The sequence below is a fragment of the Nannocystis bainbridge genome (assembly GCF_028368995.1).
GTDB lineage: Bacteria > Myxococcota_A > Polyangia > Nannocystales > Nannocystaceae > Nannocystis > Nannocystis bainbridge.
The window spans coordinates 2,839,099-2,864,466 of sequence record NZ_JAQNDL010000001.1 but is presented as its reverse complement, the minus strand read 5'-3'; the positions used below and the strand labels follow the sequence as shown (position 1 = coordinate 2,864,466).

Annotated in this window: 18 protein-coding genes; 7 read left to right on the top strand and 11 right to left on the bottom strand. The window is 72.7% G+C overall.

The window, feature by feature from the left end; all coding sequences use genetic code 11:
* Positions 1 to 58: 58 nt before the first annotated feature.
* Complete coding sequence (locus POL25_RS11135; RefSeq protein WP_272085937.1) at positions 59 to 1,126, bottom strand: fibro-slime domain-containing protein; 1,068 nt, start codon at positions 1,124 to 1,126, stop codon at positions 59 to 61.
* Between the two features lie 128 nt (positions 1,127 to 1,254).
* Between POL25_RS11135 and dusB the strand changes: the two genes are divergently transcribed.
* A complete protein-coding gene (gene dusB, locus POL25_RS11130) occupies positions 1,255 to 2,421 on the top strand; it encodes a tRNA dihydrouridine synthase DusB (RefSeq protein ID WP_276593735.1) in 1,167 nt (388 codons plus the stop codon).
* 231 nt (positions 2,422 to 2,652) lie between these two features.
* Positions 2,653 to 3,909: a radical SAM/SPASM domain-containing protein gene (locus POL25_RS11125; protein ID WP_272085935.1), complete on the top strand. Its 1,257-nt coding sequence runs from the start codon at positions 2,653 to 2,655 to the stop codon at positions 3,907 to 3,909.
* 154 nt (positions 3,910 to 4,063) lie between these two features.
* On the opposite strand, the gene POL25_RS11120 is transcribed toward POL25_RS11125, so the two are convergent.
* The 4 genes from POL25_RS11120 to POL25_RS11105 form a co-directional block, all read right to left on the bottom strand.
* Complete coding sequence (locus POL25_RS11120; protein ID WP_272085934.1) at positions 4,064 to 4,621, bottom strand: paraquat-inducible protein A; 558 nt, start codon at positions 4,619 to 4,621, stop codon at positions 4,064 to 4,066.
* Positions 4,622 to 4,653: 32 nt separating this feature from the next.
* Positions 4,654 to 5,058 (bottom strand): hypothetical protein, encoded by a 405-nt coding sequence (locus tag POL25_RS11115; RefSeq protein ID WP_272085933.1) that lies wholly within the window; start codon positions 5,056 to 5,058, stop codon positions 4,654 to 4,656.
* A gap of 310 nt (positions 5,059 to 5,368) precedes the next feature.
* The gene (locus tag POL25_RS11110) at positions 5,369 to 5,878 is read right to left on the bottom strand and encodes a hypothetical protein (protein WP_272085932.1); all 510 of its coding nucleotides are present in this window, start codon (positions 5,876 to 5,878) and stop codon (positions 5,369 to 5,371) included.
* Positions 5,879 to 5,990: 112 nt separating this feature from the next.
* Entirely contained in the window at positions 5,991 to 7,142 is a 1,152-nt protein-coding gene (locus POL25_RS11105; protein WP_272085931.1) for a serine hydrolase domain-containing protein, read from the bottom strand.
* A 47-nt stretch (positions 7,143 to 7,189) separates the two neighbouring features.
* On the opposite strand from POL25_RS11105, the gene pyrF reads away from it, so the two are divergent.
* Positions 7,190 to 7,921 carry an orotidine-5'-phosphate decarboxylase gene (gene pyrF, locus POL25_RS11100; RefSeq protein WP_272085930.1) on the top strand — a complete coding sequence of 244 codons (732 nt, stop codon included), beginning with the start codon at positions 7,190 to 7,192 and terminating at the stop codon, positions 7,919 to 7,921.
* Between the two features lie 195 nt (positions 7,922 to 8,116).
* Here the strand turns inward: pyrF and POL25_RS11095 are convergent, their stop codons facing one another.
* Positions 8,117 to 9,625 (bottom strand): hypothetical protein, encoded by a 1,509-nt coding sequence (locus POL25_RS11095; protein WP_272085929.1) that lies wholly within the window; start codon positions 9,623 to 9,625, stop codon positions 8,117 to 8,119.
* A 615-nt stretch (positions 9,626 to 10,240) separates the two neighbouring features.
* Here POL25_RS11095 and POL25_RS44240 point away from each other — a divergent pair.
* On the top strand, positions 10,241 to 11,374 hold the full coding sequence (locus tag POL25_RS44240) for a PcfJ domain-containing protein (RefSeq protein ID WP_272085928.1): 1,134 nt from the start codon (positions 10,241 to 10,243) through the stop codon (positions 11,372 to 11,374).
* An 86-nt stretch (positions 11,375 to 11,460) separates the two neighbouring features.
* Here POL25_RS44240 and POL25_RS11085 read toward each other — a convergent pair whose 3' ends face one another.
* A complete protein-coding gene (locus POL25_RS11085; RefSeq protein WP_272085927.1) occupies positions 11,461 to 13,080 on the bottom strand; it encodes a hypothetical protein in 1,620 nt (539 codons plus the stop codon).
* A gap of 626 nt (positions 13,081 to 13,706) precedes the next feature.
* Between POL25_RS11085 and POL25_RS11080 the strand changes: the two genes are divergently transcribed.
* From POL25_RS11080 to POL25_RS11070, 3 genes are all read left to right on the top strand, one after another.
* Positions 13,707 to 15,845, top strand: coding sequence for an SIR2 family protein (locus POL25_RS11080; RefSeq protein ID WP_272085926.1), 2,139 nt, complete (start codon positions 13,707 to 13,709; stop codon positions 15,843 to 15,845).
* Positions 15,842 to 19,291, top strand: a complete 3,450-nt coding sequence (locus POL25_RS11075; RefSeq protein WP_272085925.1) for a protein kinase domain-containing protein — start codon at positions 15,842 to 15,844, stop codon at positions 19,289 to 19,291. Before POL25_RS11080 ends, POL25_RS11075 begins: the two co-directional genes overlap by 4 nt.
* Positions 19,292 to 19,391: 100 nt before the next feature.
* Positions 19,392 to 19,955 carry a hypothetical protein gene (locus POL25_RS11070; RefSeq protein WP_272085924.1) on the top strand — a complete coding sequence of 188 codons (564 nt, stop codon included), beginning with the start codon at positions 19,392 to 19,394 and terminating at the stop codon, positions 19,953 to 19,955.
* 61 nt (positions 19,956 to 20,016) lie between these two features.
* On the opposite strand, the gene POL25_RS11065 is transcribed toward POL25_RS11070, so the two are convergent.
* The 4 genes from POL25_RS11065 to POL25_RS11050 form a co-directional block, all read right to left on the bottom strand.
* On the bottom strand, positions 20,017 to 20,232 hold the full coding sequence (locus tag POL25_RS11065) for a DUF5989 family protein (RefSeq protein ID WP_272085923.1): 216 nt from the start codon (positions 20,230 to 20,232) through the stop codon (positions 20,017 to 20,019).
* 47 nt (positions 20,233 to 20,279) lie between these two features.
* A complete protein-coding gene (locus tag POL25_RS11060; RefSeq protein ID WP_272085922.1) occupies positions 20,280 to 21,989 on the bottom strand; it encodes a carbamoyltransferase family protein in 1,710 nt (569 codons plus the stop codon).
* A 7-nt stretch (positions 21,990 to 21,996) separates the two neighbouring features.
* Positions 21,997 to 22,704, bottom strand: a complete 708-nt coding sequence (locus tag POL25_RS11055) for a ferritin-like domain-containing protein (protein WP_272085921.1) — start codon at positions 22,702 to 22,704, stop codon at positions 21,997 to 21,999.
* Between the two features lie 313 nt (positions 22,705 to 23,017).
* Positions 23,018 to 25,345, bottom strand: coding sequence for an alginate O-acetyltransferase AlgX-related protein (locus tag POL25_RS11050; RefSeq protein ID WP_272085920.1), 2,328 nt, complete (start codon positions 25,343 to 25,345; stop codon positions 23,018 to 23,020).
* Positions 25,346 to 25,368: the final 23 nt, after the last annotated feature.

The window sequence follows — 25,368 nt, the reverse complement described above, 5'->3', positions numbered from 1 at the left end:
AAATAAGCTGTCCTGGCGAGCATGTCCTGGGGGACATGCTCGTTCGGCCAGGCTGCGGTCACATCGGCACGAAGCAGGCGATCGTGGTGTCGATGCGGAAATTCGACTCGTTGGTGTGGCGCTCGGCGTGGAACACGTCGAGCGAGTAGGACATGCCCTTGGTGATGCCGAGGGCGGCCGCGCTGTTGTCGAGGTTGACCGAGGCCTGCAACTGGGAGTGGAGGCCGCCGAGGTCGAGGGCCAGCTTGCCGTTGATGAACACCCACACGTCGTCGTCGCCGGTGAAGGTGAAGACCTCGCCGCCGTTGTAGAAGAAGGTCGTGTGGATCTCGGTGGTGAAGGCGAAGTTGTTGGGCTGGCCCTCGTTGCCGAACCCGAGGTTGTCGACCGGGAAGAAGGTGTTGTCGGCGAACTGGTAGATGCCGGGCTGGACCTCGGTGAGCGGGAGGTCGACCTGGAACGTGTGATTGACGCCGGGCACGTCGTTGTACCACTGGGCGAACGCCGCCGGCCCGCTGGTCTGCGGGGTCGGGCCGGGGTGGGCGTAGACGGGCTTCTGATCGGGGCCGAGGTCCTGCTGGACGAGGCCGAGGTAGGCGCCGTTGCCGGAGTACTTCTCGAAGTCGGGGTGCGAGAAGGCGAAGTCGCGGATCGTCGCCTTGAGCACGGTGCCGCACGGGAGGTCGCCGGTGGTGGTGTCGGGCTCGGTGGTGCCGAGAGTCGAGCCGCCGTCGGTGGTGCTGCTGGTGTCCGTGTCCTCGACGCCCATGGTGGTGGTGTCGGTGGTCGCGGTCTCGCCGGTGGTGGTGGTGTCGGTGGTCGCGGGCGACGTGGTCGAGGTCGTGGTGTCGGGCCCGGTCTCGCTGGTCGTCGAGGTGGTGCCGGTCGACGCGGTCTCGCCGGTGGTGGCCGTGGCGTCGCTGTCGCTGGCAGAGTTGCTGCCGGCGGTGGTCGTCGGCGTGCCGGTCTCGCTGTCGCTGACGCCCCCGGTCGGATCGCCGGCGGTGGCGCCGCTGGTGTCGGTGGTGCTGGCCTGCGTGTCGGTGCCGTCGACGCCGGCGGTGGTGTTGTTGCTGCCGCCACAGGCGGTCGCGAGCAGGAGCGCGAACGCGGCTTCCCGGGCCATCAATTCAATTCTCATGGGGCGTATCGTGACCGCGGCCGGCGCGGACCGTCAACGGTGGATGTATCACCGCACGCCACCTACGTGGGCCCCGTGCGCGTCGCGCGGTGCGGAGAGGAGGGCGCTGTGATATGAGCGCGGCCGTGACGACGACGGAGGCGAGGCGCGAGGCGGGTGATGCGTCGGCGCTGCAGTTAGGTCCGCTGCGCGTGTGGCCGCCGGTGGTGCTGGCGCCGATGGCGGGCATCACCAACTATCCGTTCCGCGCGCTGTGCCGGCGCTTCGGGGCGGGCCTGTATGTCAGCGAGATGATCACGGCGGGGCCGCTGGTGCGCGGCGACGCGCGCAGCCTGCAGCTGTCGGACTTCGGCGCCGACGAGTCGCCGCGCAGCCTGCAGCTTTACGGCGTCGACCCGGCGACGATCGCCGGCGCCGTGCGCGTGCTGGTCGGCGAAGGCAGGGTCGATCACATCGACCTGAACTTCGGATGTCCGGTGCGCAAGGTGACGCGCAAGGGCGGCGGCTCGGCGATCCCGGTCAAGCCCAACCTGCTGCGCGCGATCGTGCGAGCGGCGGTGAAGGCGGCGGGCCCGGTGCCGGTGACGATGAAGTTCCGCATGGGCATCGACGAGTCGCTGCTGACGTACCTGCAGGCGGGGGCGATCGGCGAGGCGGAGGGCTGCGCAGCGGTGGCCCTGCACGCGCGGACGGCCGCGCAGCTGTACTCGGGCTCGGCCCGCTGGGAGGCGATCGCGGCGCTCAAGCAGGCGGTGCGCACGATCCCGGTGCTCGGCAACGGCGATATCTGGGAGGCCAGCGACGCGCTGCGCATGGTCCGAGAGACAGGTTGCGACGGGGTGGTGGTGGGGCGCGGTTGCCTGGGTCGGCCGTGGCTGTTCGCGGAGCTGGCGGCCGCGTTCGCCGGCGCGCCGCCGCCGGCGCCGCCGACGCTGGGCGAGGTGTGGGCGATCATGCTGGAGCACGCGGAGCGGCTGTGCGCGTGGATGTCCGAAGAGCCAGCCATGGCGGCGTTCCGCAAGCACGCGCGCTGGTACACGCTGGGGTTCGTCAGCGCGGCGCCGGTGGTGCCGAAGCTGATGCAGGCGAGTCGACTGGCGGAGCTGCGGGCGCTGCTGGGCGAAGTCGACCCGACAGAGCCGTTCCCGGCGGCAGCCCAGATCGTGCGCGGCAAGAGCGGGCCGCCGCAGAAGGTCGCGCTGCCCCACGGGTATCTGGATGATCTCGACGACGCGACCCCGCCCGGGCCGGACGCCGAGGACGCCGACTCGGGCGGGTGAGCGCCGGCACGACGTCGATGTCGCGGGGGCGAGCTCGCGGTAGCGAGGGCGGTGCTCGCCACGTGGAGGGAGAGGAGGTGTGATTGCGCGAGGTCGCGGTGCTGCGCCCCCGACTTCGCTGCATGGGCGGCGCCAGACATGGCCGGGCTCGCGCTTGCGATGCCGCTCCTGGAGACGCACAGAGATCCGCGACCCGAGGCGAGCGGCGAGGCGATGGGGTAGCATCGCGGCATGAACTCGCCTGCACGCGCGCTGCGTCCCGACGACCTGATGCGGCCGCGGCCGATCTATGTGGTGTGGGAGACGACGCTGCGCTGCGACCACGAATGTGCGCACTGCGGGTCGCGAGCCGGCGACGCGCGACCGGACGAGCTGAACACCGAGGAGCTGCTCGAGGTGGCCGACGCGCTGGTGCGCCTCGGCAGCCGCGAGGTGACGCTGATCGGCGGCGAGGCGTACCTGCGCGGCGATTGTTATCGGCTGATCCAGCACATGACGCAGGCGGGGATCCGCGTGACGATGCAGACCGGCGGCCGCGGGCTGACGCAGGACCGCTGCCGCAAGCTGCGCGAGGCAGGGCTGGCGGCGATCGGGGTGTCGGTCGACGGGCCGGAGGGGCCGCACGACACGCTGCGCGCGAGCCCGGGGAGCCACGCGGCGGCGCTGAAGGGGATCCGCAACGCCCGCGCGGCGGGCATGCTGGTGACCTCGAACTCGCAGATCAACCGGCTCAACAAGGATGTGCTGCGCGAGACGGCGGAGCTGCTGGCAGACGCGGGGGTGGCGGTGTGGCGAGCGCAGATGACGGCGCCGATGGGCCGCGCGGCCGACCGCCCGGACTGGCTGCTCGAGCCGTACATGGTGATGGAGGTGATCGACACGCTGGCCGACATCCAGCGCTGGTGCCAGGAGCGCGCGGCGGCGCAGGGGATCGCGTGGGAGCGGGCGTTCCACGTGCGGCTCGGCAACAACCTCGGTTACTTCGGGCCGCACGAGCAGCTGCTGCGCACCCGCCCGGGCTCGCCCGACAGCTACTGGCAGGGCTGCTCGGCCGGCAAGTTCGTGATGGGGATCGAGTCCGACGGGACGATCAAGGGCTGCCCGTCGCTGCCGACGGCCCCGTACACCGGCGGCAACGTGAAGACGGCGGCGATCGAGGACATCTGGAACGACGCGCCGGAGATCGCGTTCGCCCGCGAGCGCGGGACGGACGAGCTGTGGGGCTTCTGCAAGTCCTGCTACTACGCGGAGGTGTGCCGCGCGGGCTGCTCGTTCACCGCCCACAGCGCGATCGGCAAGCGCGGCAACAATCCGTTCTGCTACTACCGGGCGGCGCAGATGAAGCGCAAGGGGCTGCGCGAGCGGGTGGTCCTGCGCCAGGCCGCTCCCGGCGATCCTTACGATTTTGGCCAGTACGAGATCGTCGAGGAGCCGTGGGACATGGCGCCGCCGCGCACGACGGTGCGGCTGCCCGTGCTGGCGGGGTGAGGATGGTTCGGGACATGCCCCGAGGGCCATGTCCTCGGGGGCATGCTGCGAGGAGCATGTCCGATCGGGCAGGCGCGTGCGACGGATGTTCAGAACATGTCCGTGCGCGCATGTGGCGAAGGACAGGGCCTTTGGGACCTGTCCTTCGGGGCGGTCACGCGCCGGTGGTGCCGGGGACGCCGTAGTCGGGCTCGAGGGAGGTGTTGGTCTGCGGCACGCCGTACTCGGGCTCGCCGACGGTGGCGGTGTCGGTGTCGTCGGTGGTGCTGCCTTCGGTGGTCTCGGTCGTGTTCTCGGTGGTGGTGCCGGGGACGCCGTAGTCGGGCTCGAAGGTGGTGTTGGTGGTGGTGCCGAGAGTGTCGGTGGCGGGCACGCCGTACTCGGGCTCGGCCGAGGTCGGCGACTCGGTCATGGTGCCGGAGTTGCCTTCGGTGGTGCTGCCGGTGGTGGTGTCGGTGCCGGTGCCGGTGTCCGTGCCCGAGGTGGTGTTGCCGGTGCTCGAGTCGCTACCACCCATGGTGTCGTCGCCCTTGTCGGGGCAACCCGAGAGCGCCAGGGTCACCATCACCGCCGAGGCGGCGCGAGCCAGCCGACCCTCGCGGTGCAGCTCGGCGCCGCAGTGAGGGCAGCTCGAGGTGTCCGACTTGATGTGCTCGCGGCAGGCGGGGCAGGCGTAGAGGCGCGTCGTAGGCAGTAAGGGCGGCGGGGCCATGCAGCGATGGCACCACGCGGCCGCCCGCCCTGTCAATGCGCGCGGCCGCGAGGGCGGGCCCGCATCGGCCGCAGGGACCGGAACACGAGGCCGAGGCCACCCACCAGCAGGGTGAGGATGACGAGGGTGTTCCACAGGGTGGTCGGGCGGAAATGGATCTCGAGGTTGGCGATGATGCCGACGAAGATGAAGACCGCGCCGAGGCCCGTGAGCGCCCAGCCGAAGAACGAGCGCGCGCTGTAAAACAAAAAGCCGATCCCGAACAGCAGCGGCAGGAGGGTCAGGCCGAAGGTGTTGTCGCCCCAGAAGCCCCAGTAGCCGCTGTGGACCATGACCTGGTTGAGCAGCAAGTAGGCGCCGGCGCCCACCATGCCGAGGCCGAGCAGGAAGACGGGGAGACCTCCGGGGGTGCCGCCGACGTCGCGCAGGTCGTGCATGGCCGGGAGCGTAGCATCCAGCGAGGGGCCGCGCGCGGGCGCAGGCGCGCGGGTCGGGGCGACAGGGGTCGCGTGGGCTCCGGGGCCGTGTGCGCGGGACATGACCCGGCGGAGGCGCGGTGCTCTTCGGGGCCGGGCAGCGTGTGCGCGTCGGTCCGGGCGGTCGAGTCGCGCGTCGTGCCGGGGCGGGCGACGACCGCAGAAGGGGCGCGATGTCGCCACGAGCGACGCGGCGGCGCGCGCTCGTGGTCCTCGGGCTGAGCGGGCCCGAGGGACATGTCCCTTGCGACAGGTGCGAAGGGACAGGCGATCAGCCGGCCGGCTTGGCGTACTTCTCGATGCAGACCCGCATGATGTCGGAGATCGACGCCTTGAGGGTCTTGTCGGTGGCGGCGTCGAGGGCGGCGACCTGGCAGGCGGCGGCCTCGAGGCTGCCGAGGCCGGTGCAGCCGCTGACGGTCATCGGCCGCTGGGTGCCCTGGGCGGCCTTGAGCTTGTCGAGCTCGGCGCCCTCGTACATGCGCTCGAAGAACTTGAGCTGGGCGTCGGCGACGGCGTCGCAGGCCTTCTTGATGTCCTTCGGCAGCTTGGGCGGGAGGGTCGCCAGGGCAGCGACGGCGGCGACGCGCGCGTCCTCGGCGTCCTTCTCGGCCTTGGCCTTGGCCTCGCGCTCGGCCCGACGCTTGGCGATCGCGTCGTCCTCGGCGGGCTTGGCCGGCTCCGCGGCCTTGACCTCGGGCTCGGCCTTCTTGGCCTCGCCGCCGCAGGCGGTGGTGATGAAGAGGGCGAGGGCGAACGGGACGGCGCGGCGGACGGGCATCGTGGCGCGGAGGATCGCACGCCCGCGGGCTGGGGTGAAGAGGGGACGGCGGGCCGCTCGTGGGGTCTGCGCGGCCGCGTTCGGCGGGCCGTTTGCGGCGGGTGACTCGCGCTCACAGGCGCACGGCGGCGCGGTGGAACTGCTGGCGGAGCTGCAAGATCGGCGGGCCGTTGCGCGTCGGGTGGACCCGGTTCGTCAGCAAGATCGCAATCAGCGGGCCGCGGCCGTCCGGCGGGCTCGGGTCGATCCACAGGGTCGTGCCCGTGAAGCCGGTGTGGCCGGCGGCGTGGGGCGAGAGCACGTCGGCGGCGGTGCCGCTGCCGTCGGGGGTCGGGCTGTCCCAGCCGAGCCGTCGCGTCGAACCTGGTACTTGGGACAGGGTCCAAAAGACATCTCGCGTGCGAGCGTCGAGGCCGGGCAGGGTGCAGTCGAGCCAGGCGCGGGCGAGCTCGAGCACCGCCGCGGCCTCGCCGAACAGGCCGGCGTGGCCGGCGACGCCGCTCATGACGAAGGCGTTGTCGTCGTGGACCTCGTAGTGGGCGCAGCGGACCGGGGCGCGGCAGGCGAACCAGCTGGGCACGCCGTCGGGGTGCAGCGCGGGGTCGTAGACCTCGGTCGGGGCGACGCGGTGCTGCTGGGCCGACGACGGGCCGCGGGCGCCGAGCAGGCGGTGGAAGCCGATGCGCGGGACGTCGCCGCGGTGGAGGTCGAGCGGCCAGGCGATCTTGTCGTCGAACAGGCGGTCGAGGGCCTGGCCGAACAGGCGCTCGAGCCAGGCGCCGAGGATCATAAAGCCGAGGTCGCTGTAGACGGCCTTGGTGCCGAGCGGGTACTCGGGCGCGGTCGCGGCGATGCGGTCGAGGACCCGCTCGGGGCGGCCGGGCTTGAGGTCGACGAAGAACTCGCGGTGCGCGGGCAGACCTGAACTATGGGACAGGAGGTGGGCCAGCGTGGCGCCCGGGCAGGCGCGATCCCACTCGGCGGGGACGGGCGTCGTGAGTTCGACCCGGCCCTCGGCGACGGCCAGGGCGGCGAGGCTGGTGGTGGCCAGGACCTTGGTCAGCGAGGCGAGGTCGTAGACGGTGTCGCGGCTGACCGCGCGCAGGTAGCCCGGGGCGCCCTCGTGGCTCCCGAGGTCGCCGTGGGCCTCGTGGTAGATCTCGGCGCCGTCGCGCCAGACGAGGGCGACGCACCCCGGGTAGAGGCCGGCGCGGACGCCGTCCTCGAGGAGGTCGAACAGGACGCGATGCGGATCTTCACGCACGCCGGCGAGCTTGCAACACCTGCGGCGCGCTTGCTAGATCGCCGCCCATGCCGCTGCCCGTCGCCTCCGAGTCCGAACTGCGCCGCCGCCTGATCGTCGCGCTCGACGTGCCCGACGCGCGGGCCGCGGTGGCCGCGGCGCAGACGCTGCAGGGTCACGTCGGGATGCTGAAGGTCGGGCTCGAGCTGTTCGTGGCCGAGGGCCCGGACGTGGTGCGCCGGCTCCGCGGCGAGGTGCCCGAGCTCGAGATCTTCCTCGACCTCAAGCTTCACGACATCCCCAATACGATGTGCGGGGCGATCCGCTCGGCGCGCTCGCTGGGCTGCCGCTTCATCACGGTGCACGCCGGCTCGGGGCTGGCCCACCTCAAGGCGTGCGTCGCCGAGGCGGGGCCGGAGCTCGGGGTGCTGGCGGTGACGGTGCTGACCAGCCAGGACGCGGCCGCCTGCGCCGAGGCCGGGCACACGCGCGCGCCGGCGGAGCTGGTGGCGATGCGGGCGGCGATCGCCCGCGCGGCCGGGTGCGCCGGGGTGGTGTGCAGCGGGCAAGAGCTGGCCGGCGTGCGCGCGGCGGCCCCGGGCATCGCCTGCGTGGTGCCGGGCATCCGCCCTGCCGGGGCCGAGGTCGGCGACCAGAAGCGCGTGATGACGCCAGGGCAGGCGATCGCCGACGGGGCGGCGTACCTGGTGGTCGGCCGGCCGATCCTCGGCGCGCCCGACCCGGCCGCCGCGGCCGACGCGATCGTCGCCGACATGCTCGATGGCGCCCAGGCGAACTGAGGCTGCAGTGTGCAGGATGCGTCTGTCCGAAGGGACAGGTGCGCATCTGCGAAGCAAGGGCCGTCGCGGGCCGAAGCGAGGCGGCTGGGAGGCCGAGCGCCAGGGTGACGGCGCCGGGCGGCGTTCAGGACATGTCCCGAGGAGCATGCCCGCGGGGACATGCCCTTTGCGGCATGTCCTGGATAACATGTCCCATCAGTAACCTTGCATGGGGATGCCGAGGGTGACGCGCTTGTTCGGGTGCTCGGCGGCGGTCCAGATCAGCTCGAGGTCGCGCTCGACGTAGAGGTCTTCGGGGCCGTCGGGCCAGGCGGTGATCTCGCTGGTCGAGTCGGGGAGGTTGCGGTAGAGCCGGCCCCACTGCTGGGCCTGGCTCGAGCACGACATGTAATAGACACCCTCGTAGGTGACGGCGCCCTGGGTGCGGGACTGGCCGGTGATGGCGGCGTCGTGGGCGAACACATGGCCGCCGCTCTCGACCAGCGCGGCGCTGGCGAGGTCGATCGGCCAGCGGGCGAGGCGGCCGGTCAGGTCGGTCTGGTACTCGGCGGTGACGAGCACCGGCGGGTCGGCGCTGCGGTCGAGCGCGACCGAGGAGAAGCGGAACTTGCACGAGTCGGCGGTGAGGGCGTAGCGACCGATCTCGGGCACCGCGTAGCGATAGCTGTGAGCGTTGACCTCGCCGCCGGCGATCCCGATCGCCGCGTCGTCGTCGGTGGCGGTGGCCTCGAAGATCCGCGACATGTCGTAGACGCGGAAGCCGGCCGAGGTCTCGGCGACGTAGAGGCGGTCGCCGACCCAGGCGATCCCGCCGGCGTGCAGGGCGTCGCCGCTCTTGGTGTTGGCGGCGACGAAATTGACGTCGGGGCCGTCGCCGGTCGGCGTGACGAGCAGCAGGTGGCGGTAGCGGATGGCGTCGAGGTCGGTGATGTCGACCAGGCTGAGGCGCACGCCCTTGGCCGGCGGGTCGTTCGGGCCGAGCTCGATCTTGTGGTACCAGGACACCAACAGGAGCCGCTTGCCGGCGATCTCGTGATCGGCCCGGGCGTCGCTCGAGCCGGTGATGCCCTGCGGGTACCAGTAGTCGACGGCGCCGTCGCCCGCGTCCCAGCGGAAGCCGACGTAGTCGTGGTTCTTCATGCGGTCGGCCTGGTAGGCGGAGAGGCCGGGGACGCCGGTGCGGTTGAGCTGACCGAGGACGGCTTCGATGTCGACGGCCGTGCCGGTGCGCGCGAGCAGGGCGTCGGCGCGGGCGATGCCGGCCGCGAAGTCGTTCGGGGCGAGGGCAAAGGCGCAGCCGTCGAGCAGACCGAGGTGATGCTCGGTGGCGGCGGGGGCGACGGCGGCGCAGGCGGGCGGGTCGGTGCAGATCGGGTCGGGCAGGGGCTCGGTGGTGGCGGTGGTGCCGTCGGTCTCGAGGTCCGGCCCCGTGGTGCCCGGATCGGTGGTGGTGCCGGTGACGGGAGCGTCGGTGGTGGCCGGTCCGGTGGTGGTGCCGGGCTCGGTGGTGATGGTGCCGGTGGTGGTGGTGACGGGGTCGCTGCTCGTGCCGGTGGTGGTGCCGGTGGGGTCGTCGCCGCCGGTGCCCGTCGTCAGCGCGCCGCTCGAGGGGCCGGGGCCGCTGGTGTCGCCGGTCGAGGTCGCTGGGTCGTCGCCGCAAGCGACGAGGAGGAGGGCGAGGGTCGCGAGGGCGAGGCGAGGCATCGCGGCGAACGTAGCATCAGCGGCGCAGGGGCGGCACGTCGCAGTTCGCAGATCGGCGCATCCTGGTGCGGCGATCGTGCGGGTGCCTGTGGGCGGGGTGGGTCGCACGGGCGACGCCTGGTGAAGACGATGCGCATCGCTCGGGGGTCGATCGCGGCGAGGAGCCGTGACGCTCATGGCGAGAATCAGCAATATGTCCTTTGGAACATGTGGCGTGGACGGGCGGTCGACGGATGCGGATGCGGTGAGCGGGGGCGCCCATCGGCGAAGGATGCTTGACAGGGGTGGGGGGTGCATGCATTCTCCCGGGATGTTCGTTCGGTTCTCCTGAGACCGGCTGATCGCGCTCGACCTCGTTCAGGGGGCGCGGCGCCGGTCCTACGAAGGGTCCTCGACGGGTCGTGAGCGCCGCTTTTGCGGCGATCGGCGACGATTGGGTCGGCTGCGCGCGCCTTGAATGGCCGGCGCAGCATCGACGCCCGAATCGGTACGCCTGCACACGATGCGTCGAATCGTCGGTTCGTACGGCGCGCGGTGATGGCCGCGCGCAGGGAGAGTCGTGTGTCCAATAGGATTTGTTTCCGTCGCCACGCGCGACGGGCGGTCGATCATGCGGTGAGTCATGGTTTCGCGGCGCTGCGCGCCGATCTGGCGGCGCAACAGGTGTTCGCGCGGGTGCTGTGGGTGGCGAGCGAGGTCTCGAACCTGCTGGACGGCGGGGCCGCGGCGGTGCAGGCGATCGTCAACCTGGCCCGCTTCCATGAATGGCACGGGGCGCCGGTCGAGACCTGGCAGGGCGGCCGCGGCCACCCGAAGGCGTTGATTCACTCGCTGGCGCAGCACTTGCTGGGACGCTACCCGGTGCCGCGCATGATGGCCTCGGCGTGGTTCGGCGACGATTCGCCGGACCGCGACGAGGAGCGCGGGTGGTTCATCGAACACGCGGGCGGGCGGGCGTTCCGCAAGCTGACGGGGCTGCCGCTGCAGCTGACGCGCAAGATGGAGCGGATCTTGCTGAAATCACCTGCGGACCTGCCGGTGCGCGCGGCGATCCGCCGGGCCGAGCTGCTGGCGCTGGAGGCCGAGCCCGAGCTGGTGGCGGCGGTGTTGCAGACGGAGCTGGCGACCGATCTGCGCCACGGCGCATTCTGGCGCGAGGCGCTGCAGTGGATGATCCGCCGCTGGGACGAGCTCGCGGTGCAGCAGGTGGGGCCGATCGTGCAGTACCTGCGGGCGACGTACATCGGTGAAGGCGAGGGCTCCGCGGTGCCGCGGTTCTCGGGCAATTCGGCCAATACGATGTGGATGCAGGTCTGCGGCTGGCGGCGCGAGCAGGCGCTGGCGCGCCTGCGCGAGCAAACGGCGGGGTCCCGGGCGTTTCGGACGTGGGGAGCCGCGGGCTGGGCGGGGCTGGTGCTCGCGGACGACACCGGCGATCCGAAGGTGCTGCAGTGGGAGATCGGCGAGCTGCTCTCGAGCGACGTGCTGCGCGCCGAGGGCCGGGCGCTGCGCCACTGCGTGGGGACCTACGTGCGACGCTGCGTCCGCGGGATCTCGAGCATCTGGTCGCTGCGCAGCGCCGGCCGCGACGGAGCGCCCCAGTCGCGGTTCACGATCGAGGTCGAACCACAGACGCGGCGCATCGTGCAGATCCGCGGGTTCGCCAACTGCAGGGCCGCGGGGCTGCCGCTGCAGATCATCGCCCGCTGGGCCCGACAGGAGCAGCTCGATCTGCCCGAACCTGCGTGAAACAGAGGACGGGGATCCGGGCGAATCGAAGGATATGTCCTCGGGGACATGTCCTGCGATTCGCTGGCGGAGCCGTGCCTTCGGGCTCAGCGGCCGAGCAGCGGGCGCAGCGGGTGGCCGGGGGCGTGGGCCTGCGCGCGCAGCTCGTCGAGCACGGGATTGGGCTCGGCGGGGGCGTAGCCGGCCCCGCCGGCGTCGGTCGGGCACAGCCACGGCAGGCCCTCGAGGTCGGTGGTGGCTTCGACCTCGAGGCCGGCGAACGTCAGCTTCGCGGTCGCGGCGGTCGCCTTGTCGGCGGCGACCTGGAGGTCGGCGGTCGGGATCGTCAGCACGATCGCGTTGCCGGCCGCCAGCGCGCACGGGGTCGACACGCCGGTGAGGGCGGTCATCTGGGACACCGAGATCGCCACGCCCGAGGGTGGATCGAGCTCGGCCGAGAACGTCAGCAGCACCTCCGGTTCGGCGGGGTCGTCGGCCAGGTAGTAGAAGCCGCCGACCCGGAAGGAGCCGGCGATCCAGTTGAAGGACACGGGGATCCGGGTGTACTCGGGGCTCTGCATGTGCTCGAGCATCGGCTCGATCTCCGCGCCGAGCTGCTCGTTGCGGGCCGCCACCACCGCCTGCACGCTGGCCTGCAGCGCGGGGTCGTCGGGCTGCGGGGCCGGGGCCACGCCGGCGAGCGCGAGCTGGACCGGGGGCGTGCCGTCCTCGACCTCGAGCTCCCATCCGGGCGCCTGCTGGCCGCGCAGCAGCAGCCCCGCGAGCACGCCGAGGTCGTAGAACTCGCGGCCCGGATCGTACTGCTCGATGCCGAGGAACAGCCCGTCGTCGGCGCGCGAGCGGGCGAGCTCGAGCAGGTCGGCGTCCGTCGCGTCGCAGCCGAGCTCGACCAGCGCGCTCATCATCAACGAGGCGTACTCGGCGCTGCCCTCGGTGCACTCGTAGCGGCGGCCCGCGGCCAGCTCCGCGGCGAAATCGGCCTGCAGCAGCGCTTGCCAGTGGGCCGCGGCCGCGAGCGCGTCGGCGTCGCCCTGCACGGCGGCGAGCAGCGCGTGCAGCAGCGCGGCCCGCAGGTAGCGCGGCTGCCACGGCTCGGGGTACGGGGCGGTGCGGCTGCCGTTGCCGACGTTCCAGTCGCTCTGCGCGCTGAGGAAATGAAAGCCCTCGTGGAAGCTCAGCAGGATCGCCCAGTCGGGCCAGACCTCGATCCCCGCCTGCTCGAGCGTGGCGTTGTGCGCGGCCGTGATGTCGAGGGAGATCCCCAGCGTCGGCGCGCCCTGCAGGGTGCCGACGTTGAAGGTCGACGACCACTCCGGCGGCAAGCTGTCGAGCGGGCCCTCGGTCACGTTCGGCGGGGTGCCCTCGCCGAGCTGGTCGTTCCATAGCCAGGCGCGGTTTTCCTCGACCGACGCCAGCAGCACCTGGCTGGCGCGGTAGCTGGCCTGCACGTCCGGCCACACGCGCTCGGGGCAGGCGTACATGGCCAGGTCGAGCGCGGCGAGGATCTGCTCGATGCGGGTCGGGTCGGGCTCACCGGTGGTGCTGGTGCCGTCGGTGGTCGTGGTCCCGGTGGTCGGCGCTTCGGTCGAGCTTCCGGTGGAGGTCGGCTCGAGGGTGTCGCCGGTGCCGGTGTCGCTGGCGGTGCCGGTGTCGCTGGCGGTGGTGTCGCCCGGCTCGGCGGGGCAGGCCGTCAGCGTCGCGCTCACGAGCGAGGCGAGGGCGAGCGAGGGACGACGCGAAAATCCGAATACGTGGACCATCTTTAAAAATTGAACCTCCGAAGGGGGTATCGTCGCAGAGGCGTTCGCGCGGGGGAAGCCCGATCGCCGGGGGGCGCGCGCCCGCTCCGGGGGCGCGCTTCGGCGTCGCGGTCGACATGACTCTCGGGCCATGTCTTTCGGTCAGGGGCCATGAGCGAATGTCGTAGCGCGGGGAGCGAGTGTCATGGCCTTGGGGACAGGTTGGCGAGGTGGCGTGAGGGATTGTCATGGCCTTTTGGACATGTATGAATAGACAGGCGAGAGGCGCGGGGCGGGCGCGGCGGCTCGCGGCCTCACGCCGGTGGCTGCGGTCGGAGGTCGTGCCCGTTCGCGGCGAGATCGCGGGGCCTCGCCGGACTCGAGCGGCGAGGTGGGCGAGGCAGCGACGGGGGAAGCGCGGGCCGCCCGGGCGGCCGGGAGGGCGCGGCGGGCCTGGCGGCGGCCTCGGGCGAGCGGGGCGGAATCGCACGGGAAAGCGGCGCGGCCGGGTTGCTGCACCCGGCCGCGGCCCTCGCTGTCGCCTCCGTCATGCGGGGGCGGTGGCCCGGCGTGGGGTATTCTCGGGTGACACGATGCCCGCCGATCCCTTCGCCGGCCAGATGGCGCCCGAGTTCGCGAGCGACGAGGACCTGCTGGACCGGCTCTCGGCGCGGCCGCACGAGCTGGTGTACCTGGTGGGCTCGGCGATCACGGCCCCGGTCCGCGCGGGCGAGCCGGGGGTGCCGCGGGTCGACGGGGTGATCGCGCTGATCCGCGGCGAGTATCAGCGGCCGAGCGAGCTGCAGCGGTTCGAGGCGGCGCTCGAGAAGGAGCCCCACAACCGCTACCAGGCGGCGTTTCGCCACCTGCTGCGCACGCGCGATCAGGACGTGGCGAACGCGGTGATCCGGCAGGCGGTGCTGCTGGCGCGGCGGCCCTCGCCGCGGTTCCCGGCGCCGCCGCGGGTGGTCGACGACCACGAGGTGTGCCGCGCGCTCGAGGACGATGTCGAGGGCTGGCACCTGCCGCCGGCCGCGGACGCGCTCGGGCAGGTGCTGGCGCGCGCGCCGGCTGCGACCCGGCCGCTGGTGCTGACCTCGAACTTCGACCCGCTGGTGTCGATCAGCGTGCGCCGGGCCGGCGGGCGCGCGTACATGACGGCGCTGCACGGCGACGGCAGCCTGTCGGGCGTCGACGGCCAGGGCTGCCTGGTGGTCCATTTCCACGGCGACTGGTTTCGCACCGACACGCTGCACACGCCGGCGCAGCTGGGGCAGGACCGGCCCAAGCTGTCGGCGTCGCTGGCCCACCTGATCAGCGCGCGCACGCTGGTGGTGCTCGGCTACAGCGGCTGGGACGACGTGTTCACGCGCTCGCTGATTGCGACGATCCGCGGCGGGCTGGCGCCGATCAAGATCGCGTGGGCGTTCTATCCGGAGGACGAGGCAGCGATCGTGCGCGGGTCGAGCCGCCTGCTCGAGGCGCTGCGCCCGGGGATCGAGCTCGGCCGGGTGGTGCTCTACAAGGGGATCGATGCTCACGCGTTCCTGCCGCGGCTGGCCGAGCGATTGGCGGAGTCGACGGACAGCGGGGCGCGGGCGGCGGGCGACAGCGGGGCGCGGGCGGGGGTGAGCGGGGCGCACCCGGCGGGCGACAGCGGGGCGCGGGCGGGGGTGAGCGGGGCGCGGGCGGCCGGTGACAGCGGGGCGCGGGCGGGCGAGAGCGGGCCGTTCTTCGCCGGCGAGAGCGGGCTGCGGCCGATCGTGCTGCCGGTCGAGCCGGACGCCTCGTCGTCGCACACGGCCGGGTCGATCGCCGCCCTGCTCGGGACCCACGCCGAGGCCGCGTGCGCGCCCGGGGTCACGCCCGCGGGCATCGCGGACGTGTCCTCGGGGACAGGTGCAAACGGACAGGTCGCTTCAGGCATGCCCGTGAGGACAGGTCCTTCGGACCATGTCGTATCGGGCATGTCCCCCGGGACCAATCCGTTCCAGAAGGCCGGCATGCTGGGGCTGGCGGCGCGCTCGTACGTGGCGCGGGCGGCCGACGCGGCGCTGGCCGAGGCGCTGGCCGACGGGGCGCAGGTGGTGGTGGTGCGCGGCGACTTCTCGATCGGCAAGTCGAGCCTGCTGCTGCGGGCCGACCGCGCGTGGCAGGCCGGGACCGGCGCGGCGGTGTGCCTGCTCGACCTGCAGATGATGCGGGTCGACGACGTGAACCTGTTCCTCGACGAGTTCTTCGCCGAGGTCGGGCGCGCCTATGGTCAGAGCTTCAAGGGCTGGCGCGAGATCCAGACCGCGGCGGGCCAGCGCCCGCTGCTGCTGACGCTCGACGAGTTCGGCGGGCTGACGCCCGAGGTGGCGCAGCGGTTCGTGCCGGCGCTGTACCGCGTGGTCACCCAGCTGGGCGGGGCGCTGCGGCTGGTGGTGACCACGCGCGACCCGATCGCCGAGGTGCTGGCGAGCTTCGAGCTGTCGAACCCGAACCTCGGCGACTGGACGGAGGTCGAGCTGCGGCCGTTCTCGGAGGCCGAGCTGGACCGGCTGCTGGCCCTGCTGCCGCCGCGCTCGCAGGCGGTGGTCCTGCGCGAGCGGGCGGCGATCCGCGAGCGGACGGGGATGCTGCCGAAGCCGGCGCAGTGCCTGTGCTTCAACCTGTGGAAGGACGAGGCGGCGGGGGCGAGCGACGCCGACCTGGCGGCGCGGGTGCGCAAGAAGGAGAGCTACCGGTGACGGTCGATAACCCGTACCGGGCGGCGGGAGCGTTCGCCGGCAAGGCGTACATCCGCCGCGGCGCCGACGCCGAGCTGGTCGAGCAGATCCGCGACAACCAGTACTACCCGTACTTCGCGGCGCCGCGGCAGAGCGGCAAGTCGAGCCTGATCGCGCGGACGATGGCGTCGCTGCCGGCGCCGGAGTTTCGCTGCGCGCTGGTCGACCTGTCGCCGTTCGTGGTCCGCTCGTACGACGACTTCTGGCGCCAGTTCCTGCACGAGGTGGCCCGCAGCGCCAACTTCGACCCGGCGCCGATCGGCAAGGGCGAACCGCGCGACGTGTTCAAGGCCTGGCTGACCGCGTACCCCGGCCGCCTCATCATCTTCGTCGACGAGATCGACGTGCTCCTCCACGTCGAGTGCCGCGAGCAGATCTTCAGCAAGATCCGGACCTTCTTCAACCTGCGCGCCCACGAAGAGGCGCTGCTGCGGCTGACGTTCGTGCTGGCCGGGGCGGCCCACTCGTCGCGCTTCATCTCCGACCCGCGCTGGTCGCCGTTCAACGTCGCCATCGAGATCGCGCTCGAGGACCTCTCGACGGCCCAGGTCAGCCAGCTGGCGTCGTACCTGGCCACCGCCGGCGCGTTCGCGGGGCCCGACCTGGTGGGGCGGGTGTTCGAGCTGACGGGGGGCTCGGTGTTCCTGTGCCAGCTGGTGTTCGAGGCGCTGTGGAGCCGCGCCGCCCGCGGGGCCAAGAAGCTCGACGCCAGCGATGTCGACGCGGTGGTGGCGACGATCGTCGCCGAGAGCCCGCGCAACATCCACTTCTACAACATCTTCCGCCTGGTCACGCAGGACAGCCGCCTGGCGATGCTGTTTCGCCGGCTGGTCGACGGGGAGGAGCTCGGCGAGGCGGACCGCCAGGAGCTGCAGCTGACGGGCCTGTGCCGCGGGATGGACCCGTTCCGCAACGAGGTGTACGCGCGCGTGTTCGGGACCGGCGGGCCGCTCGACCTCAAGGTCGCGGGCGCGAAGGCGACGCTCGGCCGCAAGCTCGAGGTGGCGCTGACGAAGCGCCAGCAGCTCAGCGACGAGGGCGGCGCGACGACCGAGGTCGAGATCGAGATCGCGGCGCTGAAGCGGGAGTTTCGCGAGGGGGCGCAGCTGCGCGAGGGCGACGTGCTGGGCCGCGGCCGCTACCGCCTGATCGCGCAGATCGGGCAGGGCGGGTTCGCCACGGTGTGGCACGCGCGCGACGAGAGGAACCAGCGCGAGGTGGCGCTGAAGGTGCTGCACGGGCAGTTCGCGGAGGACAAGACCCGCCGCGACCGCTTCTTCCGCGGGGCGTGGAAGATGTCGGAGCTGCAGCACCCGGCGATCGTGCAGGTGCTCGAGCCGTACGGGGAGGAGGCGGGCCGCCACTTCTTCGTGATGGAGTACATGGCCGGCGGCACGCTCCACGAGGCGGTGCTGGACCGGAAGCTGACGCACGACCAGGTGGTCGCGGGCATCGTCGCGGTCGGACAGGCGCTGGTCCACGCGCACGCGCGCGGGCTGGTCCACCGCGACGTGAAGCCGTCGAACGTGCTGCTCGGCGACGTCGGCGCGGCCAAGCTGACGGACTTCGATCTGGTCCGTGAACAGGACTCGCCAGGCTCGACCCGCACCGGGCCGATGGGGTCGTTCATCTACGCGGCGCCCGAGGTGCTGAACCGACCGCAAGACGCCGACCACCGCGCCGACATCTACGGGCTGGCGATGACGGCGGTGTTCGGGCTGCACGGGGCCGAGCTGCCGCTCGAGGTGGTCCGCGACGCCGACCGCTTCATCGACCGCCTGCACTGCGGGGGGCTGCTGAAGGACGTGCTCAAGAAGGGGGTGGCGTGGGAGATCGAGCGCCGCTTCACGTCGGCGGCCGAGTTCACGCAGGCGCTGGCGACGGCGTGGGCGGACAGCGAGGAGCGGTCGCCGGCTCCGCCGCCGAAGCAGCAGGAGATGGCGCCGACGTGGACGGCGATGTTCGCGACGCTGCCGCTGCCGGAGTCGGGGCCGCTGGCGGCGGCAGGACCCGTGACGCCCGCGCGGGCCCAGGGCGCACCGCCGCCGGTGAAGTCGGCGCCGCTGGCCCGACCGCGCGAGATCGCGGCTTCGACGAGCCCGCCGCCCGTGGCCGCAGGACCGATGGCGGCCGCGCCGATGAAGCCGGGGCGAGTGGAGAAGGCCGAGCTCGAGCCCGAGGCGCGCAGCGAAGCCATGAGGCCGGAGCGGCCGGAGCGGGCGGAGCTGGCGGCGCGCAAAGAAGCGGCGAGGCGGGCGTGGCAGGCGGAGCTCGACGACGACGACGCGCGCACGAACGAGGAGACGCTGACGACGGCGGCGCTGTCGGCGACGGCGGTGCAGGCGACGGCGGCGGAGATGGCGAGGGACGAGCTGACGGTGACGGGCGCGGAGATCGAGGCGCCCGAACGGATCCTGCACGCGCCCACGGGGGCCGCGCGGATGCACGAGCAGACGCTCGCGCAGGCACGAGCCCCTTCGCCTCACGAGCGAGCCTCGACGCAGTCGCAGGTCACGCCGCCGTCGGTGCCGATCGCGGCGGCGCCCGGCCGCGGGGTCTATGCATTGCTGGGGCTGTGCGCCAGCGCGGCGCTGATCTTGCTGGTGCTGCAGCTGGCAGGGCCGAGCCTGCGCGAGGCGGCGCAGGACGGCGAGCGCGGGGCCAACGATGCGCGCGGTCTGACGGAGATCGAGAGCGAGGGCAAGCGCGACGTGCCGGACCGCGAGCCGGCGAAGCAGGACGATCCGCGCTTCGAGACCAAAGATCCGGCGCCGCCGCTGGCGACGGTGACGAACGCGACGAGCACGCCCGCCGGTGACAAGCCGCCCGAGCAGGCGACGGCCGGGGCGGAGGCGAGCGACACGACCGCGGGCACGACGACCGGCGGGCCGGAGCACGATCTGCCCGACGAATCCGGGACGGCCGGCAAGGCGACCGGCGCGACCACGGCCAAGCCGATCGACAAGCCGCCGCAGAGCCCGAACGTCGGGCAGAAGCGGAAGAAGACGATCGAGGAGCGCATCGACGAGGGCTGCTTCCAGGTGCGGGCGCGCGACGCGGAGGCCGGCGCGAAGATCTTGCAAGCGGTGCTGGCAGAGAAGCCGTTCCAGGTCGAGGCGCTGCGCTGCCTGGCGCAGGGGCTGAAGACGATCGGCGACTTCCCGCAGTCCGAGGTGTACTTCGAGCAGCTGATGGCGGCGACGAACGAACGCAACCTGACGGCGCTGCTCGGGCTGGCCCAGGTCAACGAGGCGATGACCCGCTACGACCGCGCGGCCGATTACTATCAGCGGGTGCTGAAGATCGATCCGGACAACAAGTCGGCGCAGGCCTTTCTCGGCAGCAAGAACGGCGCGTCTGCACCGGCGCCAGCGCCCCCGGCGGGGATGTTCCGGCTCAAGCGCTGAGGTCGAGCTCGCCGCGGAACGCGGCGCGGACGAGATCGCGCCCGACCGGCGGCGCGACCCCCATGCGGGCCGGCGAACGCGTGGGTTATAAACGGACCGCGTGAACGCGGCGACGAACCCGATCCTGGCGTCGGTCCAGGAGCTAATCGACGGTCTCGACGACGAGACGTACCGCAACGTCGAGCTCAGCGTCCGCGACCACGCGGTCCACGGGCTGGGGGCGGAGATCAGCGTCGAGACCGAGCTGCACCTGATCTTGCTGTCGAAGTACATGGCGGCGGCCGACGGGGTCAGCGGCGCGGAGGTCACGGGGCTGAAGCGGTTGATGGACCGCCACGGCCTGCCGGAGGTGGCGCAGCGCCACCTGCTGGCGTTCGACGTGTCGGAGGTGCGGCCCGAGCACGTGGCCGAGGTGGTGCAGCCACACAGCTCGCTGGCGCTCTACGTGCTGTCGGGCGGGACGCTGCTGGCGGCCCTCGACGGGCTGTCGCCGGCCGAGCGCTCGCGGGTGCGGGCGGTCGGTGAGCAGCTGGGGCTGTCGCCCGAGCTGGTCGAGGTGGTGCTGGCCGAGGCGTGCCTGACGGCGGCGGCGCTGCTGAAGGGCGACGAGGCGATGATCCAGCTGATTCGCCCGCTGCGCCACGCGATCTATCGCCTGGTCTGACGGCTTGGCGTCAGTCGGTGAGTTGCGCCAGCGGAAAGCGGGAGCGTCCTGGTTTCCAGGATCAGAACAGCGTGTAGACGAACGGGGCCACGTAGGCGAGGCCGCCGGTGAGCCACAGCAGCACGCCCGCGAGCAGCAGGACGATCAGCAGCGGGGCGAGCACGAACCTCGCCGGGTGGAGGAAATGGAGGATGAGGCCGCCGATGGTGCGCAGGCGAGCGGCGAGGCGGCGCAGCAGGCCGGGGCGCGGCGGACGGGTCACGACGGGCGCGGTCATGGGGTCCTCTCGCTCACGAGCGACGCGAGCACCGCGATCATGCGCGGTCATGGGGTCCTCTCGATCAGCAGGTCGTCGACGAGCAGGGCGTCGACGCCGTGGCGCAGCCAGAACGCCAGCGCGTCCTCGGCCCCGGCGACGATCGGCTCGCCGGCGCCGTTGAGGGAGGTGTTGAGGACCACGGGGTCGTGGCCGAGAGCGGCGAGCTCGGTGAGCACCGCGTGCAGCTCGGGGGCGCGCTCGGCCGCGACGGTCTGCAGGCGGGCGGTGCCGTCGCGGTGGGTGACGGCGCCGAGGCGCTCGCGCGCGGCCTCGTGCACGCGCGCGGTGGTGGTCATGAACGGGGTCATGTCGTCGGGCTCGGCGGCGAAGAAATCACCTGTCTTTTCGGCCAGGACGGCGGGGGCGAACGGGCGGAACGGCTCGCGCTCCTTGATCAGCCGGTTCATGCGCTCGCGGGTGGCGGGGTCGCGCGGGCAGGCGAGCAGCGAGCGCTGGCCGAGGGCGCGCGGGCCCCACTCGAAGCGGCCGCGGGCGTGGGCGACGATCTTGCCGGCGGCGACGAGGCGGGCGGCGTGGGCGGCGGGGTCGTCGACGCGGCGGGCGGGCAGGCCGAGCTCGCGGGCGATGGCGTGGGCCCGCGAGGCATCGATCGGCAGGCCGAGAGCGGCGCTGCGCAGCGGGCCAGGGCGCGGATCGCCGCGGTCGCGGGCGGCCAGCAAGGCGGCCCCGAGCGCGCCGCCGGCGTCGCCGGCGGCCGGCTGGACGAACACGCGGGCGAACCCGGCCTCGGCCTGGATGCGGGCGTTGGCGAGGGCGTTGAGGGCGACGCCGCCGGCGAGGCAGAGGTGGTCGGCGCCGGTGAGGGCCCGGGCCTTGCGGGCGAGCCCGAGTAAGATGTCCTCGAGGACAGCCTGCAAGGTGGCGGCGACGTCGGCGTAGTGACGGTCGTCGTCGCGGGTGAAGTCCCACGGGCGACCGGGCGGGCGCCGCGGGCCGAGCAGGCGCTCGAGCGCGGGGCCGAAGCCGAGGTCGGCGTCGCTCATGTGGGCGAAGCAGGCCAGGTCGAGCTCGTAGGCGCCGTCGCCGGTGAGGCGGACAATTTTGGCGAATGGTTCGCGCAGGCGCGGCTGGCCCCACGCGGCCAGGCCCATGACCTTGTACTCGCCCTCGTTGACGGCGAAGCCGAGGTACGCAGTGAGGCCGGCGTAGAGGAGGCCGAGCGAGTGGGGAAAATCCACGCTGGCGAGCAGGCGCAGGTCGCCGCCGCGGCCGTCCCAGATCGTGGTGGCGTGGGCCTCGCCGACGCCGTCGACGACGAGCACGGCGGCGTGCTCGTAGGGCGAGACGAGCAGGGCGCTGGCGGCGTGGCTGCGGTGGTGGTCGAAGCAGACCACGCGATCGCGAGGGACGCCGAGCCCTTCGGAGAGGTGATCGAGGACCCAGATCTTGCTGCCGAGCTGGCCGGCGAGGGCGCGCGGGAAGGCCCGCCAGGTCCGCGGGAGGTGGCGCAGCAGGTGGACGAGCACGCGCTCGAGCTTGGCGAACGGCTCCTCGTAAAAGGCGACGGCGTCGAGGTCGGCGGGCTGGAGGCCGGCGTGCTGCAGGCACGCGAAGGCGGCGGTGAGCGGCAGGCCGGGGTCGTTCTTGATCCGCGACAGCCGCTCCTCCTGGATCGCCGCGACGACCTCGCCGTCGACCACCAGCGCGGCCGCGGCGTCGTGGTAGTGGGCGGAGATGCCGAGGACGCGGGCCATGAGGCGATCACTCGGGCAGGATGCGGGAGCCCTCGGCGCGCAGGCCGGGGCGGATCGGTCGGACCAGGCGGACGAGCAGGGCCAGCGGGGCGGCGAGCACGTAGAGGGCGAGGGTGAGGACGAGGTAGACGCGCTCGGCGACGAACCGGCCGGCGCGCAGCCACCGACGCCCGAGCTCCCAGCGGCCGACGCGGCGCAGGGCCCGGCGGGCCTCGAGGTCGCCGGCGAGCTCGAACAGCAGCTCGCGGGTGTAACGGCCGTGGCGCCGCTCGTCGCCGAGGATGGTCTCGAACAGGGCGGCGTCCTGGTCGCGCGCCTGTCCCTTGAACCATGTGACGTAGGCCTCGAACTGCCGCCGGGCCCGCTCCTCGCCGACGTGCACGAAGGCGAGGAATTCGCGCTCGCCGAGCAGCTCGAACAGCCGCTCGGAGTCGGCCCGCAGCGGCGGGAGCACGAACGGCCGGGCGGCCTCACCGGCGAGCCTGGCGGCCCGCCGGGCGAACATCTGCGCGTGCCGGGCCTCGTCGTCGGCGTGGCGCAGGTAGGCGGCCGCCCGCGCCGGCGAAGGAGTGCGCGCGGCGGCGAGCCGGAGGTCGAGCATGCTGCCCTGCTCGGCGAGGGCGAAGGCGTACAGCTTGCGAGCGCTGCGCGTCGGGCCGCGCCAGGCGAGGGGGCTGAGCAGGCGGGCGAGGAAGCCGGTGAGGTCGCGGCTCATCGCGGGCTCCGGGGGCGGCGGGACATGTCTACAAGGACATGTCCGCTGGGGAATGTGAGGCGCGGGGAGCCGGAGCCGGGGCGAGGCGCGAGAGCGCGGGATGATTCGGGAGACATGTCGCTCGGGACATGTCCATCGATGACGACGGTGCCGCGTGTGACGTGCCCTGCAAGCGGGTTGCCGAGGTATGGCGTGTCCCGTGGGACATGTCCTTCGGATAATGTCACGAGCCGAGCGCGGTTGCGCGGCACATGTCCCTCGGGACATGCCCAAACGGCCAACCCCGCCGCGCCGGCTGGCGACGCGTCTGCCGTCACAGGCACACGCCTCCGCCGTGCCAGGGCATGCAGCGGGCGCCTTCCTGGCACGGGTGGGCCTCGTCGCAGGGGCTCCGGCAGGTGTTGCTGGCGAACGCGAGGATCTGTCCCTCGGGACATGCGGGCGCGAACAGCGGGTCGTTCTGGACGCAGGCCAGGCGGGCGGCGCAGTCCTTGTCCGCCGGGTGGGCGCGGGTGCAGGCGGCGATCAGCGAAGGATCGCCCCACAGGTCGCTGCAGACGTCCTTGCAGTCGTAGGCGTAGTCCTCGTAGTCGTTGTCGAGCTTGCCGGCCTGGGCGCACAGTTGCTCCTTGCGGGTCTGCTGGTGGCAGGCGCACAGGCCGGCGATCGCGGCCTCGGCGGCGGCGTCGGCCGGCGGCATCGTCAGCTCGGCCTTGACGAACTCGCCGGCGAACCGCGGCTTGCCGTCCTCGCCCGCGGGCCAGCGGATCTGCAGATCGTGCACCTCTTTTTTCCAGTAGAAGCGGGCGGTCAGCGGCTCGCCGACGGTCAGCGGCGTGACCAGCGACAGGCCGTCGAGCGTGCGCATCGCCATCGTCGCCGGGGTCGCGCCCTCGCTCACCACCACGCCGCCGAAGCGGTCGCCGGCGGCGCGGCGGCGGCACTGCACGCGCAACCACTCGCGCTCGATCTGGGTCGAGCAGCCGAGCGCCGTCGAGCCGCTGACCTTGACCTCCGGCGCGGCCGGCCACTCGGCGGCCGTCGGCACGAACGAGCGCCCGGGCGGCAGGCCGTCCTTCGGGGCCTCGAGCGCGACCGGCAGGGCGGTCTCGAGGCGATCGGCGAGGGCCACGGCGAACGCGGCGTGGCCCTTGGCGGTCATGTGAATGTCGTGATCGAGGAAGGCGCCGGGCTGGGCCGCGCGCAGGGCGGCGGTGACGTCGAGCGCGCGCAGGCCCAGCGAGGTGGCGTCGGCGACCAGGTCGTCGAGCAAGATGAGCGAGTCCTGCATGTCGGGCGCGTCGCGGACCTCGTACTTGGCCCACTCGCCGGGGTCGACCTGGACGTCGATCGGCAGGGCGACCACCACCAGCTCGGCGCCGTATTCGTCGCACATCGCCTTGAACTGCTGCAGGTAGTCGTGGAAGCGCGACGGCGGGCGGCCGGGCGGCTTGACGCCGGCGGCGATCTGCTTGCGCAGGCGCTGCTGCTCGGCGACGAGGCCGGCCTCGGCCTTGATCAGGTCCTGGAGCTCGGTCTTGCCGGCCTTCTCTTCCTTCTTGAGCTGGGCGGCGAGTTGGTCGTTGCGCAGCTTGGCGGCCTGGCGGATGAGGCTGGCGGTGACCTGGACCGAACGGCTCGATTCGCCGTAGTCCTCGCGGACGATGTCGCCGGGCTTGCCGCGGGCGACCTCGAGCTGGAAGCTGCCGAGCTTGCCGTCGTCGCTGGCGGCGGCGAGCTTGCGGTCGATGGTGACGCGCTGGTCGGTGAGCTGCTTGTCGAGGTCGTCGAGGCGGGTGCGCGAGCTGGTGAGCGCGGCGACGGCGGTCTGATGCTCGGCGTCGGCGGCGGCGCGAGCGGAGCGGCTGGCGAGCACGAGGTCGTCGAGGCCGCCCTCGGAGGGGGTGCCGGCGTCGACGGGGCTGCCGAGCTCGGAGTCCTCGGGGATCTTCACGGTGCCGCGCGCGTGCAGCCAGCGGCGCAGGGTGTAGAACGCGTGCGACTTCGAGAACAGCCACTTGCGGCCCGGGAACTGGGTGACGCTCGCCGGCGCCGTCTCGCTGCGCACCGCCCAGCCGTCCCACACCGCGTGGCGCTCGTGGTTGGGCCGATCGATCTCGAATGGATCGTTCACGAAGTTGAGGACGACCACGACGGTCTTGGCCTGACGCTCGGCCAGCAGCTCGCGCGCGACCGCGAGGTACTCCTGCGGCCCGTAGGTCGGCACGCCGCCGTTGACGACCGGGCGGCCGCTGAGCTGCGCGAGCTGGGCCGCGAAGGTGCGGTCGTCGTCGACGCCGAGGCCGAACACCTGCGAGTCGCCGACCACGATCACCTCGTCGCCGCCGGGCGCCGGCCACTCGTCGCCGCGGTAGCCGCGGCTGTTGACGTGGATCGTCGTCGAGGGGTTGGGCTTGAGCCGGAACTCCATCGTCGCGCCCGGCTCGAGGCGGACGCCGAGCTCTGGGTCGGCGACGTAGAAATTGACGTGGGGGAACGCGCCGCCGTCTCGCACCGAGAAGGCGACCTCGGTCAGCGCGGCGCCGAGGCCGAGGCCGAGCAGCAACTGGGCGGTGATCGAGAGGGCCCGGCGGCCGCGACTGCGCGGCGGAGGGCTGGGAGATTCGCCTGGGGTGGCCATCGTCGCCTCGCTCGGTCGGCGGA

Coding starts and splice junctions, on each gene's coding strand:
- POL25_RS11110 (WP_272085932.1), bottom strand. CDS start 5,878: ATGCCCGTCCGCCGCGCCGTCCCGTTCGCCCTCGCCCTCTTCATCACC.
- pyrF (WP_272085930.1), top strand. CDS start 7,190: ATGCCGCTGCCCGTCGCCTCCGAGTCCGAACTGCGCCGCCGCCTGATC.
- POL25_RS11135 (WP_272085937.1), bottom strand. CDS start 1,126: ATGGCCCGGGAAGCCGCGTTCGCGCTCCTGCTCGCGACCGCCTGTGGC.
- dusB (WP_276593735.1), top strand. CDS start 1,255: ATGAGCGCGGCCGTGACGACGACGGAGGCGAGGCGCGAGGCGGGTGAT.
- POL25_RS11080 (WP_272085926.1), top strand. CDS start 13,707: ATGCCCGCCGATCCCTTCGCCGGCCAGATGGCGCCCGAGTTCGCGAGC.
- POL25_RS11115 (WP_272085933.1), bottom strand. CDS start 5,058: ATGCACGACCTGCGCGACGTCGGCGGCACCCCCGGAGGTCTCCCCGTC.
- POL25_RS11065 (WP_272085923.1), bottom strand. CDS start 20,232: ATGACCGCGCCCGTCGTGACCCGTCCGCCGCGCCCCGGCCTGCTGCGC.
- POL25_RS11060 (WP_272085922.1), bottom strand. CDS start 21,989: ATGGCCCGCGTCCTCGGCATCTCCGCCCACTACCACGACGCCGCGGCC.
- POL25_RS11095 (WP_272085929.1), bottom strand. CDS start 9,625: ATGCCTCGCCTCGCCCTCGCGACCCTCGCCCTCCTCCTCGTCGCTTGC.
- POL25_RS11125 (WP_272085935.1), top strand. CDS start 2,653: ATGAACTCGCCTGCACGCGCGCTGCGTCCCGACGACCTGATGCGGCCG.
- POL25_RS11050 (WP_272085920.1), bottom strand. CDS start 25,345: ATGGCCACCCCAGGCGAATCTCCCAGCCCTCCGCCGCGCAGTCGCGGC.
- POL25_RS11120 (WP_272085934.1), bottom strand. CDS start 4,621: ATGGCCCCGCCGCCCTTACTGCCTACGACGCGCCTCTACGCCTGCCCC.
- POL25_RS11055 (WP_272085921.1), bottom strand. CDS start 22,704: ATGAGCCGCGACCTCACCGGCTTCCTCGCCCGCCTGCTCAGCCCCCTC.